The sequence below is a fragment of the Leifsonia poae genome, from assembly GCF_027921845.1.
Classification (GTDB): Bacteria; Actinomycetota; Actinomycetes; order Actinomycetales; family Microbacteriaceae; genus Leifsonia; species Leifsonia poae.
In genome coordinates this window covers 1-17,110 of record NZ_BSEN01000014.1, presented here as the reverse complement: position 1 = coordinate 17,110, position 17,110 = coordinate 1, and the positions used below count along the sequence as shown (strand labels likewise).

At 68.7% G+C, this 17,110-nt stretch carries 14 protein-coding genes; 8 read left to right on the top strand and 6 right to left on the bottom strand.

Features of this window, described 5'->3' with window-relative positions; genetic code table 11:
* Nucleotides 1-72: 72 nt before the first annotated feature.
* The 4 genes from PKE84_RS14380 (at nt 73) to PKE84_RS14365 (ending at nt 3,588) form a co-directional block, all read left to right on the top strand.
* On the top strand, nt 73-1,176 hold the full coding sequence (locus PKE84_RS14380; RefSeq protein WP_271177958.1) for a fatty acid desaturase family protein: 1,104 nt from the start codon (nt 73-75) through the stop codon (nt 1,174-1,176).
* A 44-nt stretch (nt 1,177-1,220) separates the two neighbouring features.
* Nucleotides 1,221-1,451 carry a hypothetical protein gene (locus PKE84_RS14375; RefSeq protein WP_271177957.1) on the top strand — a complete coding sequence of 77 codons (231 nt, stop codon included), beginning with the start codon at nt 1,221-1,223 and terminating at the stop codon, nt 1,449-1,451.
* Nucleotides 1,452-1,515: 64 nt separating this feature from the next.
* Entirely contained in the window at nt 1,516-1,899 is a 384-nt protein-coding gene (locus PKE84_RS14370; RefSeq protein ID WP_271177956.1) for a DUF7882 family protein, read from the top strand.
* A 66-nt stretch (nt 1,900-1,965) separates the two neighbouring features.
* Nucleotides 1,966-3,588 carry a carboxylesterase/lipase family protein gene (locus tag PKE84_RS14365; protein WP_271177955.1) on the top strand — a complete coding sequence of 541 codons (1,623 nt, stop codon included), beginning with the start codon at nt 1,966-1,968 and terminating at the stop codon, nt 3,586-3,588.
* Here the strand turns inward: PKE84_RS14365 and PKE84_RS14360 are convergent.
* Entirely contained in the window at nt 3,547-3,927 is a 381-nt protein-coding gene (locus PKE84_RS14360; RefSeq protein ID WP_271177954.1) for a hypothetical protein, read from the bottom strand. The genes PKE84_RS14365 and PKE84_RS14360 overlap by 42 nt on opposite strands.
* A 216-nt stretch (nt 3,928-4,143) precedes the next feature.
* Here PKE84_RS14360 and PKE84_RS14355 point away from each other — a divergent pair, with 216 nt between their 5' ends.
* The 3 genes from PKE84_RS14355 (at nt 4,144) to PKE84_RS14345 (ending at nt 8,524) form a co-directional block, all read left to right on the top strand.
* A complete protein-coding gene (locus PKE84_RS14355; RefSeq protein ID WP_271177953.1) occupies nt 4,144-5,823 on the top strand; it encodes an alpha-amylase family protein in 1,680 nt (559 codons plus the stop codon).
* Nucleotides 5,824-5,884: 61 nt separating this feature from the next.
* A complete protein-coding gene (locus PKE84_RS14350) occupies nt 5,885-6,118 on the top strand; it encodes a hypothetical protein (RefSeq protein ID WP_271177952.1) in 234 nt (77 codons plus the stop codon).
* A gap of 240 nt (nt 6,119-6,358) precedes the next feature.
* Nucleotides 6,359-8,524, top strand: coding sequence for an ATP-dependent Clp protease ATP-binding subunit (locus tag PKE84_RS14345; RefSeq protein ID WP_271177951.1), 2,166 nt, complete (start codon nt 6,359-6,361; stop codon nt 8,522-8,524).
* A 114-nt stretch (nt 8,525-8,638) separates the two neighbouring features.
* Here PKE84_RS14345 and PKE84_RS14340 read toward each other — a convergent pair whose 3' ends face one another.
* Genes PKE84_RS14340 through PKE84_RS14330 form a run of 3 tightly spaced genes read right to left on the bottom strand, consistent with a single transcriptional unit; the run spans nt 8,639 to nt 12,870 of the window.
* Nucleotides 8,639-10,312, bottom strand: coding sequence for a phospholipase C (locus PKE84_RS14340; RefSeq protein WP_271177950.1), 1,674 nt, complete (start codon nt 10,310-10,312; stop codon nt 8,639-8,641).
* 57 nt (nt 10,313-10,369) lie between these two features.
* Nucleotides 10,370-11,629, bottom strand: coding sequence for an iron uptake transporter deferrochelatase/peroxidase subunit (efeB, locus tag PKE84_RS14335; RefSeq protein WP_271177949.1), 1,260 nt, complete (start codon nt 11,627-11,629; stop codon nt 10,370-10,372).
* Nucleotides 11,626-12,870 carry an EfeM/EfeO family lipoprotein gene (locus tag PKE84_RS14330; RefSeq protein ID WP_271177948.1) on the bottom strand — a complete coding sequence of 415 codons (1,245 nt, stop codon included), beginning with the start codon at nt 12,868-12,870 and terminating at the stop codon, nt 11,626-11,628. Before PKE84_RS14330 ends, efeB begins: the two co-directional genes overlap by 4 nt.
* A gap of 205 nt (nt 12,871-13,075) precedes the next feature.
* Here PKE84_RS14330 and PKE84_RS14325 point away from each other — a divergent pair, with 205 nt between their 5' ends.
* Nucleotides 13,076-14,125, top strand: a complete 1,050-nt coding sequence (locus PKE84_RS14325) for a zinc-dependent alcohol dehydrogenase family protein (protein ID WP_271177947.1) — start codon at nt 13,076-13,078, stop codon at nt 14,123-14,125.
* Between the two features lie 246 nt (nt 14,126-14,371).
* On the opposite strand, the gene PKE84_RS14320 is transcribed toward PKE84_RS14325, so the two are convergent.
* Nucleotides 14,372-14,962 (bottom strand): nitroreductase family protein, encoded by a 591-nt coding sequence (locus tag PKE84_RS14320; RefSeq protein WP_271177946.1) that lies wholly within the window; start codon nt 14,960-14,962, stop codon nt 14,372-14,374.
* 162 nt (nt 14,963-15,124) lie between these two features.
* A complete protein-coding gene (locus PKE84_RS14315) occupies nt 15,125-16,489 on the bottom strand; it encodes an MFS transporter (RefSeq protein WP_271177945.1) in 1,365 nt (454 codons plus the stop codon).
* Nucleotides 16,490-17,110 lie beyond the last annotated feature (621 nt).

Here is a 17,110-nt window from a genome sequence, read left to right as displayed (position 1 = left end):
TAGCTTTGCGACATCTGAGGGTGAATACCCGACCCAGCGGCTGGGAAGTCGAAATCGACAGAACGGCGCGCAATGTCCGCACCCGCTCCTACCCTCGCACCCATTCTCGGTCCGATCCGTAGAACCGGCCCGCGTATCACTACGCAGCCGACCGGCACGGCCAGCTACTCGCGGCTCCTCAACACGGTGCGCGACGCGGGCCTCCTGCGCCGCTCGCCCGTGTTCTACGCGCTGCTGTTCGCCGGCCTCGTGATCGCGCTGGGCGCCGGCATCGCCGGTATGGTCCTCCTCGGCGACAGCTGGTTCCAGTTGCTCGTCGCCGCAGCACTCGGCATCATCTTCACCCAGTTCGCGTTCCTCGGGCACGAGGCGTCGCACCGTCAGATCGCGTCATCCGGCCCCGTGAACGATCGGATCGGCCGGCTGCTCTCCACACTCGTCGTCGGCATCAGCTACTCGTGGTGGATGACGAAGCACACCCGTCACCACGCGAACCCGAACACCATCGGCAAAGACCCCGACATCGAGGTCGACACGATCTCGTTCCTCGAGGAGGACGCTGCCAAGCGCACCGGCATCATGGCGAAGATCACCGAGCGCCAGGGCTATCTCTTCTTCCCGCTGCTGATGTTCGAAGGCATCAACCTGCACGGCCGTTCGATCGCCACGCTGTTCGGCAAGGGGAAGATCGACGGCCGCGGCAAGGAGCTCACGTTCCTCGCCGTCCGCTTCACGGTCTACCTCGGCCTCGTCTTCTGGCTGCTGCCGTTCGGCATGGCCGTCGCGTTCCTCGGCGTCCAGCTCGCCGTGTTCGGCGTGTACATGGGAGCGAGCTTCGCGCCCAACCACAAGGGCATGCCCATCATCGAGCCCGGCGTCAAGGTCGACTTCCTCAGCCGCCAGGTGCTCACCTCGCGCAACGTCGAGGGCGCGGGAACGACCGCGTTCATGGGTGGCCTCAACTACCAGGTCGAGCACCACCTGTTCCCGTCGATGGCGCGGCCGCACCTGCGCAAGGCCGCGGCGATCGTGCGCGAGCACTGCGAGGCCGAGAACATCCCCTACACGCAGACCACCTTGATGCGGTCGTACGCCATCGTCATCGCGTACCTGAACCGCGTCGGCCTCTCGGCCCGCGACCCGTTCGACTGCCCTGCGGCGGCCGTCCTACGCTGATCCGGCTCCGGCGGGCAATGGCCCTCCGGCATCACCTGGTCACGGTGGCCGCGTTTCTCGTCTACCCGAAGCGGGAGGGCGGAGACGTGCTGGCCACGTTGACCGCCGACCCCGACGAACTGCCGAGCAGGATCGCTCTCGAGTCGGAGAGCGACGCCTCCGTCGACCTGTTCGCGCTCTACGACGTCTCGGACGCGCCGCGATTCGTCACCTACGTGTTCCAGCGCACCGTGGCCGCGCCCCGTTCCGCTCGACATCGCGGAGTCGCCGCCTGATCGCATCTTGACTCAGCGCCCGCGCCAGGCGAAGGTACTCCCAGAGACCTGAGAGGAGATCGCGGTGGGGAGCCTGATCTATGACGGCAGCGCCGAGTTCACATTCGACGACCGGGTGCTCGCGCACCTGCAGATCGTCGTCAGCAGCAAGTTGCGGAGACGCGAGGGTTTCCTGCTGATCTGGACCGATCGCACCGCGTCTCCCGAGGGACACCTGCGCTCGATCTGGCTCGATCCGTCCATCAGCGTGCAGTTCGCCTTCGCCGGCACCGCGCTTCCGGAGATCCAGCGCGAATGGCTCGAGATCCTCACGGAGAAGGCGAATTCCAATCCCGGTCTCCGGCTCGACGACGACCTGCGCGCGGAGATCAGGGAAGAGCTTCCTCAGGGCACAGCGAAGGCGCAGCGCTCGCGACGCAGCCAGCGCGTCCCCGTGAACGAGAGCTGAGTCCGCCCGCCCCGCTTACATTGCGGCTGGATGCGTGTTCTATGGCCAGCGGGACGGAGGTGCCCGATGAGCCCTCGCCGAGACGCGGAGCGCCGGCTGCGCGTGCACGTCACCGGCGGCGAGGTACTGGGTGTGCGCGAGGGGGCGATCTGCGCCTGGCGCGGCATCCCCTACGCAGCGCCGCCGACGGGTGAACGGCGCTTCCGCGCCCCGGCACCGGTCATCCCGTGGACCGGCACCCGAGACGCCTCCGCGTTCGGCGCCATCGCTCCGCAGACGCTGCGGCGCCGGCTGCGCGGAGCGCCGGCGCTCGTCGCGACGGACGAGGACTGCCTGACCGTCAACGTGCAGGCTCCAGTGGACGACGACGGCGGCGAACCGCTGCCGGTGATGGTCTTCATCCACGGTGGAGGCTACAGCTCCGGATCGTCTCGTGAATTCTCGGGCCGCGGGGAGAGTTTCGTCGCGTCCGGCCGGGCCGTCTACGTCAGCTTCAACTATCGGCTCGGGCCGTTCGGCTACCTCGACTTCTCCCTCTACTCGACGCCGTCGCACACGTTCGACAACAACCTCGGACTGCGCGATCAGCTGGCTCTGCTGCGATGGGTTCGGGACAACATCCGGGAGTTCGGCGGGGACCCGGGCAACGTGACGATCTTCGGGGAGTCCGCCGGCGGCAACGCGGTGATCGCGCTGCTGGCGATGCCGACGGCCGAGGGCCTCTTCACCCGCGCGATCGCCCAGAGCGCGCCGCCGTCCGCGATGTACGGGCCGGAACTGACGTCGGCGTGGGCGGCGGACTTCGTCGACATCCTGGCCGCCTCGACCGGGGCCTCGCCAGGGGACGAGCAGGAGGCGGGGGACCTGATCGCCGGCGCCGAGGTGGCCGACCTGCTCGCCGCTTCGCTGGTGCTGCAGACCCGGACCCCCGAGGTGTACCCCGGCCGGTTCTGCCTCGCGCCCGTGATCGACGGCGACCTGCTGCCCGAGCATCCGATGACCGCGATCCGGATGGGCCGGGCGCATCGGGTGCCGCTCATCATCGGCACCAACGATCGCGAGGGCACGGTGTTCCGCGGTCGTGTCGACATCCTGCCGCGCTCGCCCCGCCGGATCGCCGCCGTGTTCGGTCGCGCGCCCGTGTGGTCCCGCGACCGGATGAGGTCGGCGTATCCGGGGCTCCCCGACGCGCGCGGGGCCGCCGCCGACTTCAGCGGCGACTACGGGTTCTGGTACCCGAGTGTGCTGACGGCCGACTTCCACTCGGCGTACGCGCCCGTGCACTCGTACCGGTTCGACCTCGCACCCCGCCTGCTCAAAGTGCTCGGGCTCGACGCGACGCACGGGGTCGAGATGTTCGCGCTCTTCGACAGTCTCGATCTGCCGCTCGCCCGGGCGATGACCTCGCTGGGCGGCCGCGAACCCTATGCGGCGGCGGGCGAGCGGATGCGTGCGTACTGGCTCGACTTCGCCGAGGAGGGCCGCGTGGCCGACACCTGGCCGCCGTACGACGTCGAGCGCCGCGCCACGCTGATCATCGACCAGAACGACCGGATCGAGAACGATCCGCATCGAGCGCGGCGGCGGGCGTGGGGGCTGTTCCTGCCCGAGCTGTCGGGAGGTCTGCGGTTGTGGGCGGCCCGGTCGTCAGCCCAGGCCGAGCGCGCGGAACAGTGCGGACCAGCGTGACGGACGCGCGCTGGTCACCGTCACCGGCGACGCGGGCGGCGACGTGCGGTGCGCCGCTGCACGCAGGGAGCGACGCCCGGCCGCCGCGAGATCGTGCAGCTGGTTGCGCCGCGATCCGTCCCAGTTCGCGTAGAGATAGGTGCCGCCCGCGTCCGAGAACGCTCTGACGGGAGCGCGCACGTAGGCGTCGGGTCCGGCGAAGTAGCGGGCGCGCCCGGTGGCGATCTCCGCGGATGCCGTGCAGACGTCCACGACGCCGTCGGTCGTGATCAGGGCGACGATCGACCCGATGTCGTCTCGGGCTACGATCTCGATCTTCAGGTCGCGAATCTCGGGCACCTCGTGTCTCGGGGCCCGCACGCGCGGGCCGGTGATCTCTCCGAGGACGAAGGAGTGTCGTCGTGCCGGCAACCGCCGCTCACGGCGACGGCGCCAACTTCCCCACGCTCGATGCTAATCCCACTCCATTGATCGATTCCAACACGAGTTTGCGATGCCATTCAGCAGACGACCGGATGAATCGCGGCCCGGAGTACGGTGTGGCCAGGAGGCGCGATGAAAGTCAGTGACACGAGTGACCTGTGGTGGAAGAGCGCGGTGATCTACTGCCTCGACGTCGAGAGCTTCATGGACGGCGACGGCAACGGGATCGGGGATCTCGGGGGTCTGGCGACCCGCATCGATTACCTCGCTGAGCTCGGTGTCACCTGCCTGTGGCTGATGCCCTTCTACCCGTCGCCCGACCGGGACGACGGCTACGACATCACCGACTTCTACGGCGTCGATCACCGGCTGGGGCACCTCGGCGACGTCGTCGAGGTGATCCGGATCGCGCGCGACCGCGGCATCCGGGTGATCGTCGACCTCGTCGTGAACCACACCTCCGACAAGCATCCGTGGTTCAAGGCGGCGCGATCGAGCCGCGACTCCCCCTACCGCGACTTCTACGTCTGGCGCGACGAGCCGCCCGCCCACCAGCCGGCCCCGGTGTTCCCTGATCAGGAGACGAGCGACTGGCAGTGGGACGAGAAGGCCGGCCAGTACTACCAGCACGTCTTCTATCGCCAGCAACCCGATCTCAACATCACCGACGAGCGCGTGCGCGACGAGATCGTGAAGGTCATCGGCTTCTGGCTGGAGCTCGGCGTCTCCGGGTTCCGGATCGACGCGGTTCCGTTCCTGCTGCAGACCGACGGCGTCATCGACGGCGCCCGCAAGCTGCCCGACCCGCACGCCTACCTGCGCTCGCTACGGGCGTTCCTCGGGCGGCGCACGGGCGACGGCATCTTCCTCGGCGAGGTGAACCTGTCGCGCGAGAGGCAGAACGAGTTCTTCGACGGTGCGGAGGGCGACGAGCTGACGATGCAGTTCGACTTCATCGCGATGCAGAACCTGTACCTGTCCCTCGCCCGCGGCGACGCGCGGCCGCTCGCCGAGGCGTTGCTCTCGCGGCCGGAGGGCTCTCCCGACATCCAGTGGGCGAACTTCGTGCGCAACCACGATGAACTCACCCTCGACAAGCTGACGGACGACGAGCGCCAAGAGGTGTTCGCCGCGTTCGGCCCTGAGGAGCGGATGCAGGTGTACGGGCGCGGTCTCATCCGGAGGCTGCCGCCCATGCTCGACGGCGACCCCCGCCGCATCCGGATGGTCTACAGCCTCCTCTTCTCGCTGCCGGGCACCCCCGTGCTGTTCTACGGGGAGGAGATCGGGATGGGCGAGAACCTCGATGCCGGCGGCCGGATGTCGGTGCGGACGCCGATGCAGTGGACCGCCGGACGCAACGGCGGCTTCTCCACCGCCCGGCCGTCGCGGCTCCGCACGCCGATGACCGAGGGCGCGTTCGGTCCCGAGCATGTCAACGTCGCGGACCAACGGCACGACCCGGACTCGCTGCTGCAGTTCATGACCGGCCTGATCCGGCACTACCGCAACGCCCGCGAGCTCGGCTGGGGAGCGTTCGAGGTGATCGAGCAGCCCGACTCCGCGGTGTTCGCGCACACGCTGACCGCCGGGCGTCACCGCACCGTCGCCGTCCACAACTTCTCGCCGGATGCCCGCACGGTGCGCCTGCCGGTGGGCCTGCCCGACGCGGCACTGGCTGCCGAGCCGGTCGGCGAGCACGGCATCCGGCTCGTCGACCACTTCACCGGCGTGACGGTGCCGGTCGAGCGCGGTGCCGCGGAGGTGCCGCTCGACGGATACGGGTACCGCTGGTTCCGCGTCGAGGGCTAGAGGATGGAGGGCTAGAAGATCGGGGGCGCGCTCGTGAGCGGCCGGTGGCAGACTTTCGGGCATGGACATCGAACAGTGGTGGCCGCGGCTCGCGCAATCCGCTCGAGAGTGGCTCGTTGCGAACAACGGCGATGAGGTTCCGTCGGAGATCGTCGAAGAGATCGAGGCCGCCGGCGGCCCCGGCCTGCACGACTCGTGGTGGGGCGATGAGGTGCCGAAGCACCACTCCATGCCCGACACGGCCGTCGACTGGATCGAGGCCTCCGCGAACGACGAGCCGACCGACGTGCCCTAGCCGGCCGGCGGCCTGCCCGGTTGGCCGGCGTGGCCGGCCACCTGCCGCCGACGCATTTCCGGAACCTCGAGCGGACACGCCGCGTCGACCGGCACAACTCCGGAGAACGCGCGCCGACGGCCCCGATCATCCGGATTCATGCGGGGCGGCCCGCATCCGCTCATGGCCGGAATACGGGGATGCGGATGAAAGTTGAGCTTAGTAGACTCAACTTTGTCCGACCCGTCTGAAAGGAGACCCATGGCCAACATGCAGGGTGCACCCTCCACGCAGGAGGAGCAGAAGAGCGCGCTCGAACAGTACGGTGTGAACCTCACGGAGATCGCCAAGAGCGGCAAGCTCGACCCGGTCATCGGGCGGGACGCCGAGATCCGCCGGGTGAGCCAGGTGCTGACCCGTCGCACCAAGAACAACCCCGTGCTCATCGGCGAGCCAGGCGTGGGAAAGACCGCCGTGGTGGAGGGCCTCGCCCAGCGCATCGTCGCGGGCGACGTGGCCGACTCTCTCAAGGGCAAGCAGCTCGTGATGCTCGACCTCTCCGCGCTGGTCGCCGGCGCGATGTACCGCGGCCAGTTCGAGGAACGCCTCAAGGCCGTGCTCAAGGAGATCAACGACGCCGAAGGCGGCATCATCACGTTCGTCGACGAGCTGCACATCCTGATGGGCGCCGGCGGTGGCGAAGGATCCGTCGCGGCCTCGAACATGCTCAAGCCGATGCTCGCGCGCGGTGAGCTGCGGCTCATCGGCGCCACCACGCTCAACGAGTACCGCGAGTTCATCGAGAAGGACGCCGCCCTCGAGCGCCGCTTCCAGCAGGTGTACGTGGGCGAGCCGAGCGTGGAAGACACGGTCGCCATCCTGCGCGGGCTCAAGGGTCGCTACGAGGCGCACCACGGTGTCACCATCGAAGACTCCGCTCTCGTCGCCGCGGCGTCGCTCTCGAACCGCTACATCACCGCCCGGCAGCTCCCCGACAAGGCGATCGACCTCATCGACGAGGCGGCCAGCCGGCTCAAGATGGAGATCGACTCGGCCCCGGTCGAGATCGACACGCTGCAGCGCGTCGTCGAGCGCATGAAGCTCGAGGAGTTCGCGCTCAAGAAGGAGAAGGACGACGCGAGCAAGGACCGCCTCGCCCAGCTGCAGGAGCGGCTGCGTGAGAGCGAGAGCGAGCTCGAAGAGCTGCAGGAGCGCTGGCGGCTCGAGAAGGCGTCACTCAACCGCGTGGGCGCGCTGCGCTCGCAGCTCGAGGAGGCCAAGACCAAGCGCGACCTCGCCCTGCGCGACGGCCGCTACCAGGAGGCGTCCAAGATCGAGTACGAGACCATCCCGTCGATCGAGCGCGAGCTCGCGGAGGCCGAGCAGGCCGAGCAGCACCCGGATCGCCCGCGGATGGTGAACGAGCAGGTGACCAGCGAGGACATCGCGGCGGTCGTGGCGGCGTGGACCGGCATCCCGGTCGATCGCCTGACCCAGGGCGAGACGGAGAAGCTGCTCCACCTCGAGGCGGAGCTCGGCCGCCGGCTGATCGGGCAGAAGCGTGCGGTGACGGCCGTGGCGGATGCGGTGCGCCGAACCCGCGCGGGGATCTCCGACCCCGACCGGCCGACCGGGTCGTTCCTGTTCCTGGGTCCGACCGGTGTCGGAAAGACCGAGCTGGCCAAGGCGCTCGCCGCGTTCCTGTTCGACGACGAGAAGGCGATGGTGCGCATCGACATGAGCGAGTACGGGGAGAAGTTCTCCGTCTCGCGGCTCGTCGGCGCCCCTCCCGGCTATGTCGGTTACGAGCAGGGCGGCCAGCTGACCGAGGCGGTGCGGCGTCGTCCGTACTCCGTCATCCTGCTCGACGAGGTCGAGAAGGCGCACCCAGAGGTCTTCGACGTGCTGCTGCAGGTGCTCGACGACGGCAGGCTGACCGACGGTCAGGGCCGTACGGTCGACTTCCGCAACGCCATCCTGATCCTCACCTCCAACCTGGGCAGCCAGTATCTGGTGGACCCGACGTTGAACGAGGTCGAGAAGGAGGAGGCCGTGCTGCAGATGGTGCGCCAGGCGTTCAAGCCCGAGTTCGTGAACCGCCTCGACGACATCGTGGTGTTCTCGACGCTCGACAAGGAGGAGCTCGGCGAGATCGTCGAGCTGAACATCGACCGCCTGATGCGGCGCCTGCAGGACCGCCGGCTCGAGCTGGCCGTCACGCCGGATGCGCGTGCCTGGCTCTCCGAGCGCGGCTACGACCCGATCTACGGTGCGCGTCCGCTGCGCCGGCTGATCCAGCACGAGATCGAGGACCGGCTCGCGACGGCGCTGCTCAGCGGGGTCGTGCGCGACGGGGACCTCGTGCGCGTCGACATCGCACCCGGCGGCGACGCTCTCACCGTCGTCCCCGTGCGCGACGAGGAGTAACCCCTCCGCCTGCAGCGCACTCAGCACCCCCGCACACACGATCGAGTCCGAACTTGTTGCGCCGAAATGCGGCGTGTTGCGGCAACAAGTTCGGACTCGATTTCGGTGGAGCTGCTACGGCTGGGCGAGCCAGCCGTGGCGCGGCGGAGTCGGCCAATGCGGCTTCGTGGAGACGATCGACGACACTGCGCCGGTCGAGGGCGACAGCAGCACCTCGCGCTGCTGCGGGTGGAACCAGTCGAACAGGCCGCCGAGCGATCCGGCGCGGCTGTCGAACGACGAGTCGCCGATGCGTCCGGTCAGCCAGTTGTTCTCGATGAACCGCAGCACCGACGTCTGCTCGATCGCCGTGTGGTCGACCTTGTTCTTGGCCGCGTACGGCGAGATCACGAGCAGCGGCATGCGCTGGCTCGGTCCGCAGCGGTCGGCGTAGCCGCCGGCCACATGCTTCACGCTCGTGCAGACGGTCGAGTCCGCTGCCGGGTCGTTCGACCCGTTCGCGACCTTCGGTGCCACGTGGTCGTACCAGCCGTCGGAGTCGTCGTAGGTGACGACGACAGCAGTGCTCGACCACGAGCTCGACTTCTGGATGGCGTTGATCTCGTTGACCAGGAACTTCTGCTCATCCAACGGGTCGGAGTAGCCGGCGTGCCCATCCTGAGCCTCCGGAGCCTTGAGGAACGACACCGACGGGAGGTTGTTGTTCTGCAGGGCGGCGTCGAACGAGGTCAGGTCGTACTGGTGGTTGGCCTGGTCGGTGTGACCGATCGCCTTCTCCGACGACGGCGCGAGGTGGTGCGGATTCGACGTCGACTTGTAGTACTGGAACGGCGAGTGGTGCGGCGAGTAGTCCTTCACGGCCGCGCCGGTGATGTTCGCCGTGGTCGCGTCGCACTTCGCGTAGCTTCCGGCGGCGCCGCTCCACGGCGTGGTCGGCGTGAACCCGCCCTGGAACCAGCCCCAGGTCACGTTGCGCTTGTTCAGCAGGTCGCCGACGTTCTTGCCCGACATCCCGACGACCGCGCTGGTCGACGTGTGGTCGTTGTCGGAGCAGTCGTCGTACGCGGGGTCGGGGTCGCCGATCACGCTTCCGACGCCGGCCGCATTCGGCGACGAGACCGCCGTCGAGGCGGGCAGCACCGCGCCGGACTTCGGGTCGTACGCCGTGCCGCCGTGCGTCTGGCCCGAGATCAGGTTGAGCGCGCCGGGCGTCGACGGTCCGAACAGGGTGTCCCAGTTGTTGTCGCTCATGGAGTAGTTCTGGGCGTAGTTCCACAGACCCGTGACGGTGTTGCCGTCGTAGTAGTCCATGGCGAGTCCCGGAGCCCCGAAGAGTCCCGTGCAGGTGTCGGTGGACGTCTTCTGCACGAAGAGGTCCATCTTGCCGCCGTCCACCGCCTGCTGCTCGGCGCTGTAGCCGTGGTTCTGGTCGCAGGTCGCTGCCTGCGACGGCGCCAGGCGCTTGGGCGGGTAGAGGTTGGGGTTCTTCGTGAGGGCGCCCGAGGTGACGAGGGTGTTCGCCTTCGGGGTACCCTTCGCTGCGGTGAAGGTCGTGCCGTCGGTGTTGGCGGCGGTGGGATAGGTGCCGAAGTAGTGGTCGAACGAGACGTTCTCGTCGAAGATCACGACGACGTGTTTGATCGGCGTCATCGTGAACGACGACGAGTGTGAAGGCGAATGATCGGTGCCGGCGACCGCCGGTGATCCCGCGAGTATCCCCGCGCCGACCAGGGCTGTCGCGCCGACGAGCGCGAGAGCCGCATGACGCAGACGGAACGTGCTGAACACTGGTTCCTCTTTCTCTTCTCTGGTGTCGGCGCGGGTGCGCCGAGTCTGTGCGGCCGGTCAGGCGAGCATGCTGCGCCCGAGCCAGTCGGAGCTGTCGCGCGCACCGGGCAGCGCGAAGTAGTAGCCGCCCCCGAACGGCGAGATGTAGTCGACGAGCGGCTCGTCGGCGAGCCGCTTCTGCACGGTGACGAACTGGCGCTCGATGTCTTGGTTGAACGCCGTGAAGATGAGGCCCATGTCGAGGTTGCCGTTGGTGTCGAGACCCGCGTCGTAGTTGTATGCCCGGCGGAGCATGCGCTGATCCGCAGTCTCCGCGGTTCGCGGATTCGCGAGTCGCATGTGCGCGTCGAACTGGATGACGTCGCCCGTCGCGTCGTTCTCGTAGTGCGGGTCGTCGAACTCGTGGGAGGCCGTGAGGGGTGCGCCGCTGTCACGCCGACGGCCGATCATGTTCTCCTGCTCGTGCAGATTCACCCGATCCCAGAACTCGACGAGCATCCGGATGAGGCGCACCACGTGGTAGCTGCCGCCGGAGACCCAGGCCGGTTCCGCTCCGCCGGCCTTCGCCCAGACGAGGGATGCCATCAGCGCGGCATCCGTCACCGCGGGGTTGCCGGTGCCGTCCTTGAACCCCATCAGGTTGCGCGGCGTGCCCGACGGCCGCGGAGGCGACACGAACCCGTCCTGCCGCCAGCGCACCTGCATCGCGCCACGCGTCGCGCGGGCGATCTCACGCACGGCGTAGGTCACGGCGTCCTGGTCGTTCGCGCAGACCTGCAGCAGTAGATCGCCGTCGCAGACCTCGCGTCGGAGGGCGTCGTTCGGGAAGTCCTCCATGGTGCGCAGCCGGGCAGGCTTGGCCGCCGCGAGCCCGAACCGGTGGTCGAACAGCGACGCCCCGACCGAGAGCGTCACAGTGAGGCCATCCGGTTGCACCGTGCCGCCGAGGATGCCCGAGTCGCGCGGCGGTGCGGTGAGTCCGGGGTCGGGCGGGGTGCCGCCGGTCGTGGCGAATCGCGCGCGAGCGGTGATGGTGCGGAACAGGTCGGCGAGTTCGGCGCGATTGGCCGCGGTGACGTCGAGGGCCACGAACGCGGAGGCGCGCTGGGCCGGGGTCAGGATGCCCTGCTGGTGCACGCCGTGGAACGGGAACGCGCCGGATCCCTCCACGGTGCTCGCCGCGGTTCCGCCCGGCGACGACGCTGCGGCAGCGGGCGACCCGGCCGTCAGCGTTGCGCCGGCGGCCGCCGCGAGTGGCGCCGCCACCCCGGCCCCGAGCGCCGCGCCCAGGAACCCCCGTCGATCGATCCCCGTCATGATTCCCTCCGGATGTCGCAGATGGCCGCCACCGGGGCCAGCAATTCGGCCGCCTCGTCGAGTGCTGCGTCGAGGCGCTGGCGGTCGGCCCGCGGCAGCGAGGCGAGCGGTGTCCAGGTGCCGTCGGCGTGACGGTAGGTCTCGACCAGGCGGTGCGACGAGACGAGCGAGGCCATCGTCGCCGCGAGCGCCTCGTAACGCGAGCTCAGGATGTCGTGCAGCGGGGCCAGGGCCTGCTCCGCCCCCGTGAGTTCGGCGTCGATGCTGGCGAGGGTGGACCCGGAGCCCGCGTCCGTCGCATCCGTGAGGTCGAACTGGATCGCGTTCTCGACGATCTCGTGCGCGCGGAGTCCGATGTCGTTCGGATCGATCTCCGCGTCGGCGAAGTCCGTGGCGAGCTGTGCGGTGTCGGAGGCGAGCCGCGCGATCGCGGCGGGGATCGCGCCGGACGTCGTGTCGGGCACGGCTCCCGAGCCCGGCCAGAGGAGTGCCTCGATCTTGTGGAAGCCGGTGAGGCCGGGGTCGTCGGCGGCCGTGCGGCCCGGCGCGGGCATCCCGTCGATCGCATCGCCGAGGTCGCCGAAGGCATCGTATGCGGCGCCGAGCGTCTGGTAGGTCTGGTGAGCGGTCAGCCAATCATGGCGTGAGGCCGCTAAGTGGCCCTCCGATGCGTCGTCGCCGAGGAGCGCGACCTGCTGGCGGAGCACGGGGATGCGCGAGGCGACCCAGCGTCCGTAGGTCTGGGCGACGGGTATGAGGTCGTTGCGCGTCACCGGCACTATGCCCGGCGTCAGCTGAGCTCCCGGTGGTGCGGCGCCGACCATCACGGTGGGGCCGCGGACCGGATCGGCGTCGGCGGGCAGGCAGACGAAGCGGTAGCGTCCGGACCCGAGCGTCACCCGGGCGGTCGCTCGCGCCGCGGCCCCGATGCTCTCGAGGTCGAGGTACACCTTCTTGCTGTCGGCGGCCTGCAGGTAGACCTCGATGCCCGCGACGGTGCGGTTGGTCACGGTGAAGGTCTGGTCGCCGCCGTTCACGTGGGCCTTCGCGCCGGAACCCCAGCCGGCGCCGCACGTGTCGAGATCCGCCGAAACCGAATAGGTGGTCGACGACGCGGCACTGCCCGGATGCGCGGCGGCCGACACCACGCCCGGTCTGGCCGCGATCGTCAGCACCACCGCGACCGCCACCAGCACTCCGAGTGCCGCGAAGAACGCGGCGATCCGGGAGCGCTTGGACATCGCGCGATGCCTCCTCGAGGTGATGGGTGGGGGTCGTCCGCGGGGCGAGCAGAGAGGTGCGACGCCAGCGGACAGTGCGATGCTAGGGCGGCGCCGAGCGACCGGAGCCCGGCTTCACGTTCTGTTCACCCGACCGCCACGCGCCGTACCTCGAACGGGGGACTCCGGCCCCGGCGCCCAGCCGTGGCGGCGTAGGCTTTCAGCCATGCTTGCTACCGTCATCCACGGCGAACGGGACATCCGCGTCGAAGAGGTCCCCGATCCCGTTCTTTCCACCGGAGGCGACGCCATCGTGCGCGTCGTCGCCGCCTGCGTCTGCGGTTCCGACCTGTGGCCCTACCGGGGTGTCACCCCCACGCATCACGCGCACCGCATCGGACACGAGTTCGTCGGCGTGGTCGAGGAGGTCGGTCCGGAGGTCACGACCATCGCCCCGGGAGACTTCGTGATCGCGCCCTTTTACGACTGCGACATGACCTGCGTCAACTGCAAGAACGGCGTCAGCACGTCGTGCCTGAACGGCGGCTGGTGGGGCTCGGACGACAAGCTGGGCGGGTTCGCCGACGGCGGCCAGGGCCAGAAGGTGCGCGTTCCGCACGCCGACGGCGCCCTCGTGGCGACGCCCGAGTACCCGAGCGAGGAGCTCATCCCGAGCCTGCTGACGCTCTCCGACGTGATGGGCACCGGGCACCACGCTGCGGTCTCGGCCGGTGTCACCGAGGGAAGCACGGTCGTGGTGGTCGGCGACGGGGCCGTCGGCCTCTGCGCCGTGCTCGCGGCTTCGCGGCTCGGCGCTTCGCGGATCATCGCGATGTCGCGGCACGAGTCGCGCCAGGAGCTGGCTCGCGCCTTCGGAGCGACGGACATCGTCGCGACGCGCGGCGACGAGGGCGTCGCGGCCGTGAAGGAACTGCTCGACGGGATCGGCGCCGACTGCGTGCTCGAAGCGGTCGGCACCAAGGAGTCGATGGACCAGGCGATCCGCTCGGCCCGCCCGGGTGGGATGGTCGGCTACGTCGGTGTCCCCAACGGCGGCCCCGAGCTTCCGGTTCGCCCGCTCTTCAACGACAACATCGGCGTCAACGGCGGTGTCGCCCCGGTGCGCAACTACGTCGAGGAGCTGCTGCAGGACGTGTGGTCGGGCGCGATCGACCCCGGCCGCGTGTTCGACCTCGAGCTGCCGCTCGAAGAGGCCGCCGAGGCGTACGCGGCGATGGACGAGCGCCGCGCGATCAAGGTGCTGCTACGCCCGTAGAGCGCTACCGCTGCCGGGCTGCCGGGCTGCCGCGCGACACCCCGGCGTGAGTGGTCGCTAACTGTCGCGCGCAAGGGCCCTCAGGCGCCGGCAGCGACAGTTCGTGACCGTTCACGCCCCGGCGCCCGCCCAGGCTGTGGAGAAACACGAATGGCGCCGATCGACCTTCCGGAGTCGGGTGAAGGTCGAGTCGGCGCCACTCAGTGCCGTGCCGCGTGCGGGCGCGGCACGGCGCGTTGCGCGCTGCTAGGCGTTGACGACGAGGATGTCGTCGAGCGCGACGCGCGTGCGGGGGGCGAGCTCGCGCTCGCGCAGGCGGTCGGGAAGGGCATCCGGGTCGCCGACGGTGCCGAGGGTCGTCACCGAGACGGGAACGAAGCGCTCGTCGATGTCGAACGCCTCGCGCAGGCCCTGTGCGTCGAAGCCGCCCATCTGGTGGGCGTGCAGTCCGTCGTGGTGGGCCTGGATGGTCAGGTGGGCGACGGCCTGTCCGAGGTCGTAGTTCGCCCAGCGGCGCTCGTTGCCCTCGGGGTCGATGACCTCGGCGAGGGCGACGATCAGGGCACCGGCCGAACCGGCCCAGGTGGCGTTGAAGCCGAGGAGGTTCGCGACGATCGCGTCGAAGGCGGGCGTTCCGCGACGGGCGACGATGAAGCGCCACGGCTGCGTGTTGGCGGCGGAAGGCGACCAGCGCGCCGCTTCGAGGGCGGCGTTCAGCTTCTCTTCGTCGATAACGGCTGCGGCGTCGTACGACCGCGGGCTCCAGCGCTCGGCGAGGGCCGGAAGCAGCTGTGCGGTGGTGTCGGCGGTGCGGGTCGACAGGTCGGCGAGTGACATGGAACTCCTGGAGTCGAGGGTGGGTGAAGACGCGGCTCCATTGCCTGCCTATCTATTTCTGTTCATCCATGTAAACGCATCAATCTGTGAGGTATTCCCAGAGTCCGGCGCTCCGCATGACGTTCCTCGTCAGCGGCGGCGCCGCCGTAGCGCGGATGCCGATCACGCGGCGATCGGCGCCTCGCCGTCCTGGTACTCCTTCGAGAGCATCCGGTACGACTTCGTGAGGAACGCGCCGAGCGCGAGCAGCACCAGCGCGATGCCGGCGAAGAAGAACACGAGCGCGATGCCGCGGGCCTCGCCGTCACCGACCAGCCATCCCCAGCTCGCCTGTCCCTCCTCCGTTTCGAGGAACGGGATGATGATGAACTCCGCGATCGGCGCGATGAGGAAGGCCGTGATCGGAGCGGCGGCCGACTCGAAGGCCTGGGCGAAGCCGAACACCCTGCCCTGCCGGCGGAAGGTCACGACCTTCTGGATGACCGTCTGCTCCGAGGCCTCGACGGCCGGGATCAGCGTCATGTAGAGCCAGATGCCCGCCGCGTACAGCCACCACCAGTCCCGGATGGTGAACAGTGAGCCGAGCACGCCCATCACGACGACGAGCACGAGCATCGTGCGGATCGGGTTCGCGCCGAGGCCGAACTTCGCGACGACCAGGCCGCCGACGATGAAGCCCGTCGACGCGACGCCGAACACCACGCCCCAGAGGGCGACGGGGAACAACTCGAGACCGTACGGGTCCATCAGGGCCAGGTAGACGCCGCCGATGAGGTTGTTGAACGTCGAGAAGATGATCAGCGCGAACAGCCCGGGAGCGCTCCGGATGGCCGCGATGCTGCCGCGCAGATCGACGGCGGGCCGCTTGCCTCCTTCGACGTGCGGCGCCTCCTCCGGGATCCGCAGGAACAGCAGGTGCAGTAGCGCGATCGCCGTGAGCAGGATGGCGATCACGAGCGTCCAGCCCATGCCGAGTAGGCCGATCGCCAGGCCGCTGAAGACGCTCGTCACGATGAACGCGAGGCCCTGCACTGTGCCGACCATGCCGTTCGCGTTCGCGTGCCGCTCCACCGGCACGAGGAGGGTGACCGTGGTCGACAGCGCGATGTTCCGCATGTTCTCGATCACCGAGCCGAACAGTATGACGCCGGCGAAGATCCAGAAGATCGGGCCACCGAGATCGATGATCGCCGACTCGGGGTACAGCAGGTAGAAGACGCCGGCGATGCTGAAGGAGACGAGCGTTATCACGCTCGCGAACAGCATCACGTGATACTTGCGATGACGGTCGACGACGGTGCCGAACACGATCGAGAACACGGCGACCAGCAGCATGTAGGTGCCGCCGACGATGCCCGTGGCGAGCACGGATCGCGTCTCCAGGTACACCCAGAACGTCAGCGCGAACCAGAGGAAACTCGTCGTGATGTTCGCGATCATCGTGTTGATGAGCACCTGAGCGAACGTGCGCATGCCGCCCGCAGGCGGGGTGGATCTCTCTGACGCGACTGCCGACGGCTCCGTCATGCGTCGAGGCTACGGGATGCCGCCGACGCTGTCACGGGTGGACGCTGATCGTGGAACGCGTTCTCGCCTCGCTGTCGAGTCCGCATTGCGGAGGACGTGGGAGTGCTCAGCGCTGTGAACGGCTTGTGTCCGCTGTGTAAATTTTCACGAGTTTTGGAAGCGCTTTCAGACCCTCTTTCGGGGGTCACCAACCGGGGTACAAGGCGGGGTACACGGGCGCTGCCGGAGATTGATGCGGGTTCAATGCACGACGAAAACGGAATGCCGCGTGACCGGCCATTCTGCGACCCCCACTCGGGGGTGTGTCCGTCATTTCGCCGACGCGTTTCCGATGTCCGCGTGTCGGCGGACCCGGGTGCCGTCGACGCCCTCGAAACCGCGCGGTGGGTGGGTCTCCGAACGCGGGCGGAGGACCCGATTTTCGACTTGCGCCGGGTCTGAGAAGGCGGCTAGAAACAGGACATCCCGAATCCGACCAGGTCCCCGACGTTGTGGATTTCACGCCCTCGACCACGAAAGGTCTCATTCGTGTTTATTTTCATTCTTCAGATCAGGCACATGATCGAAGGTCATCCGGAGTTTTATCTGTTTGCGGTGTATTCGGCGTTGATCTGGGTGATT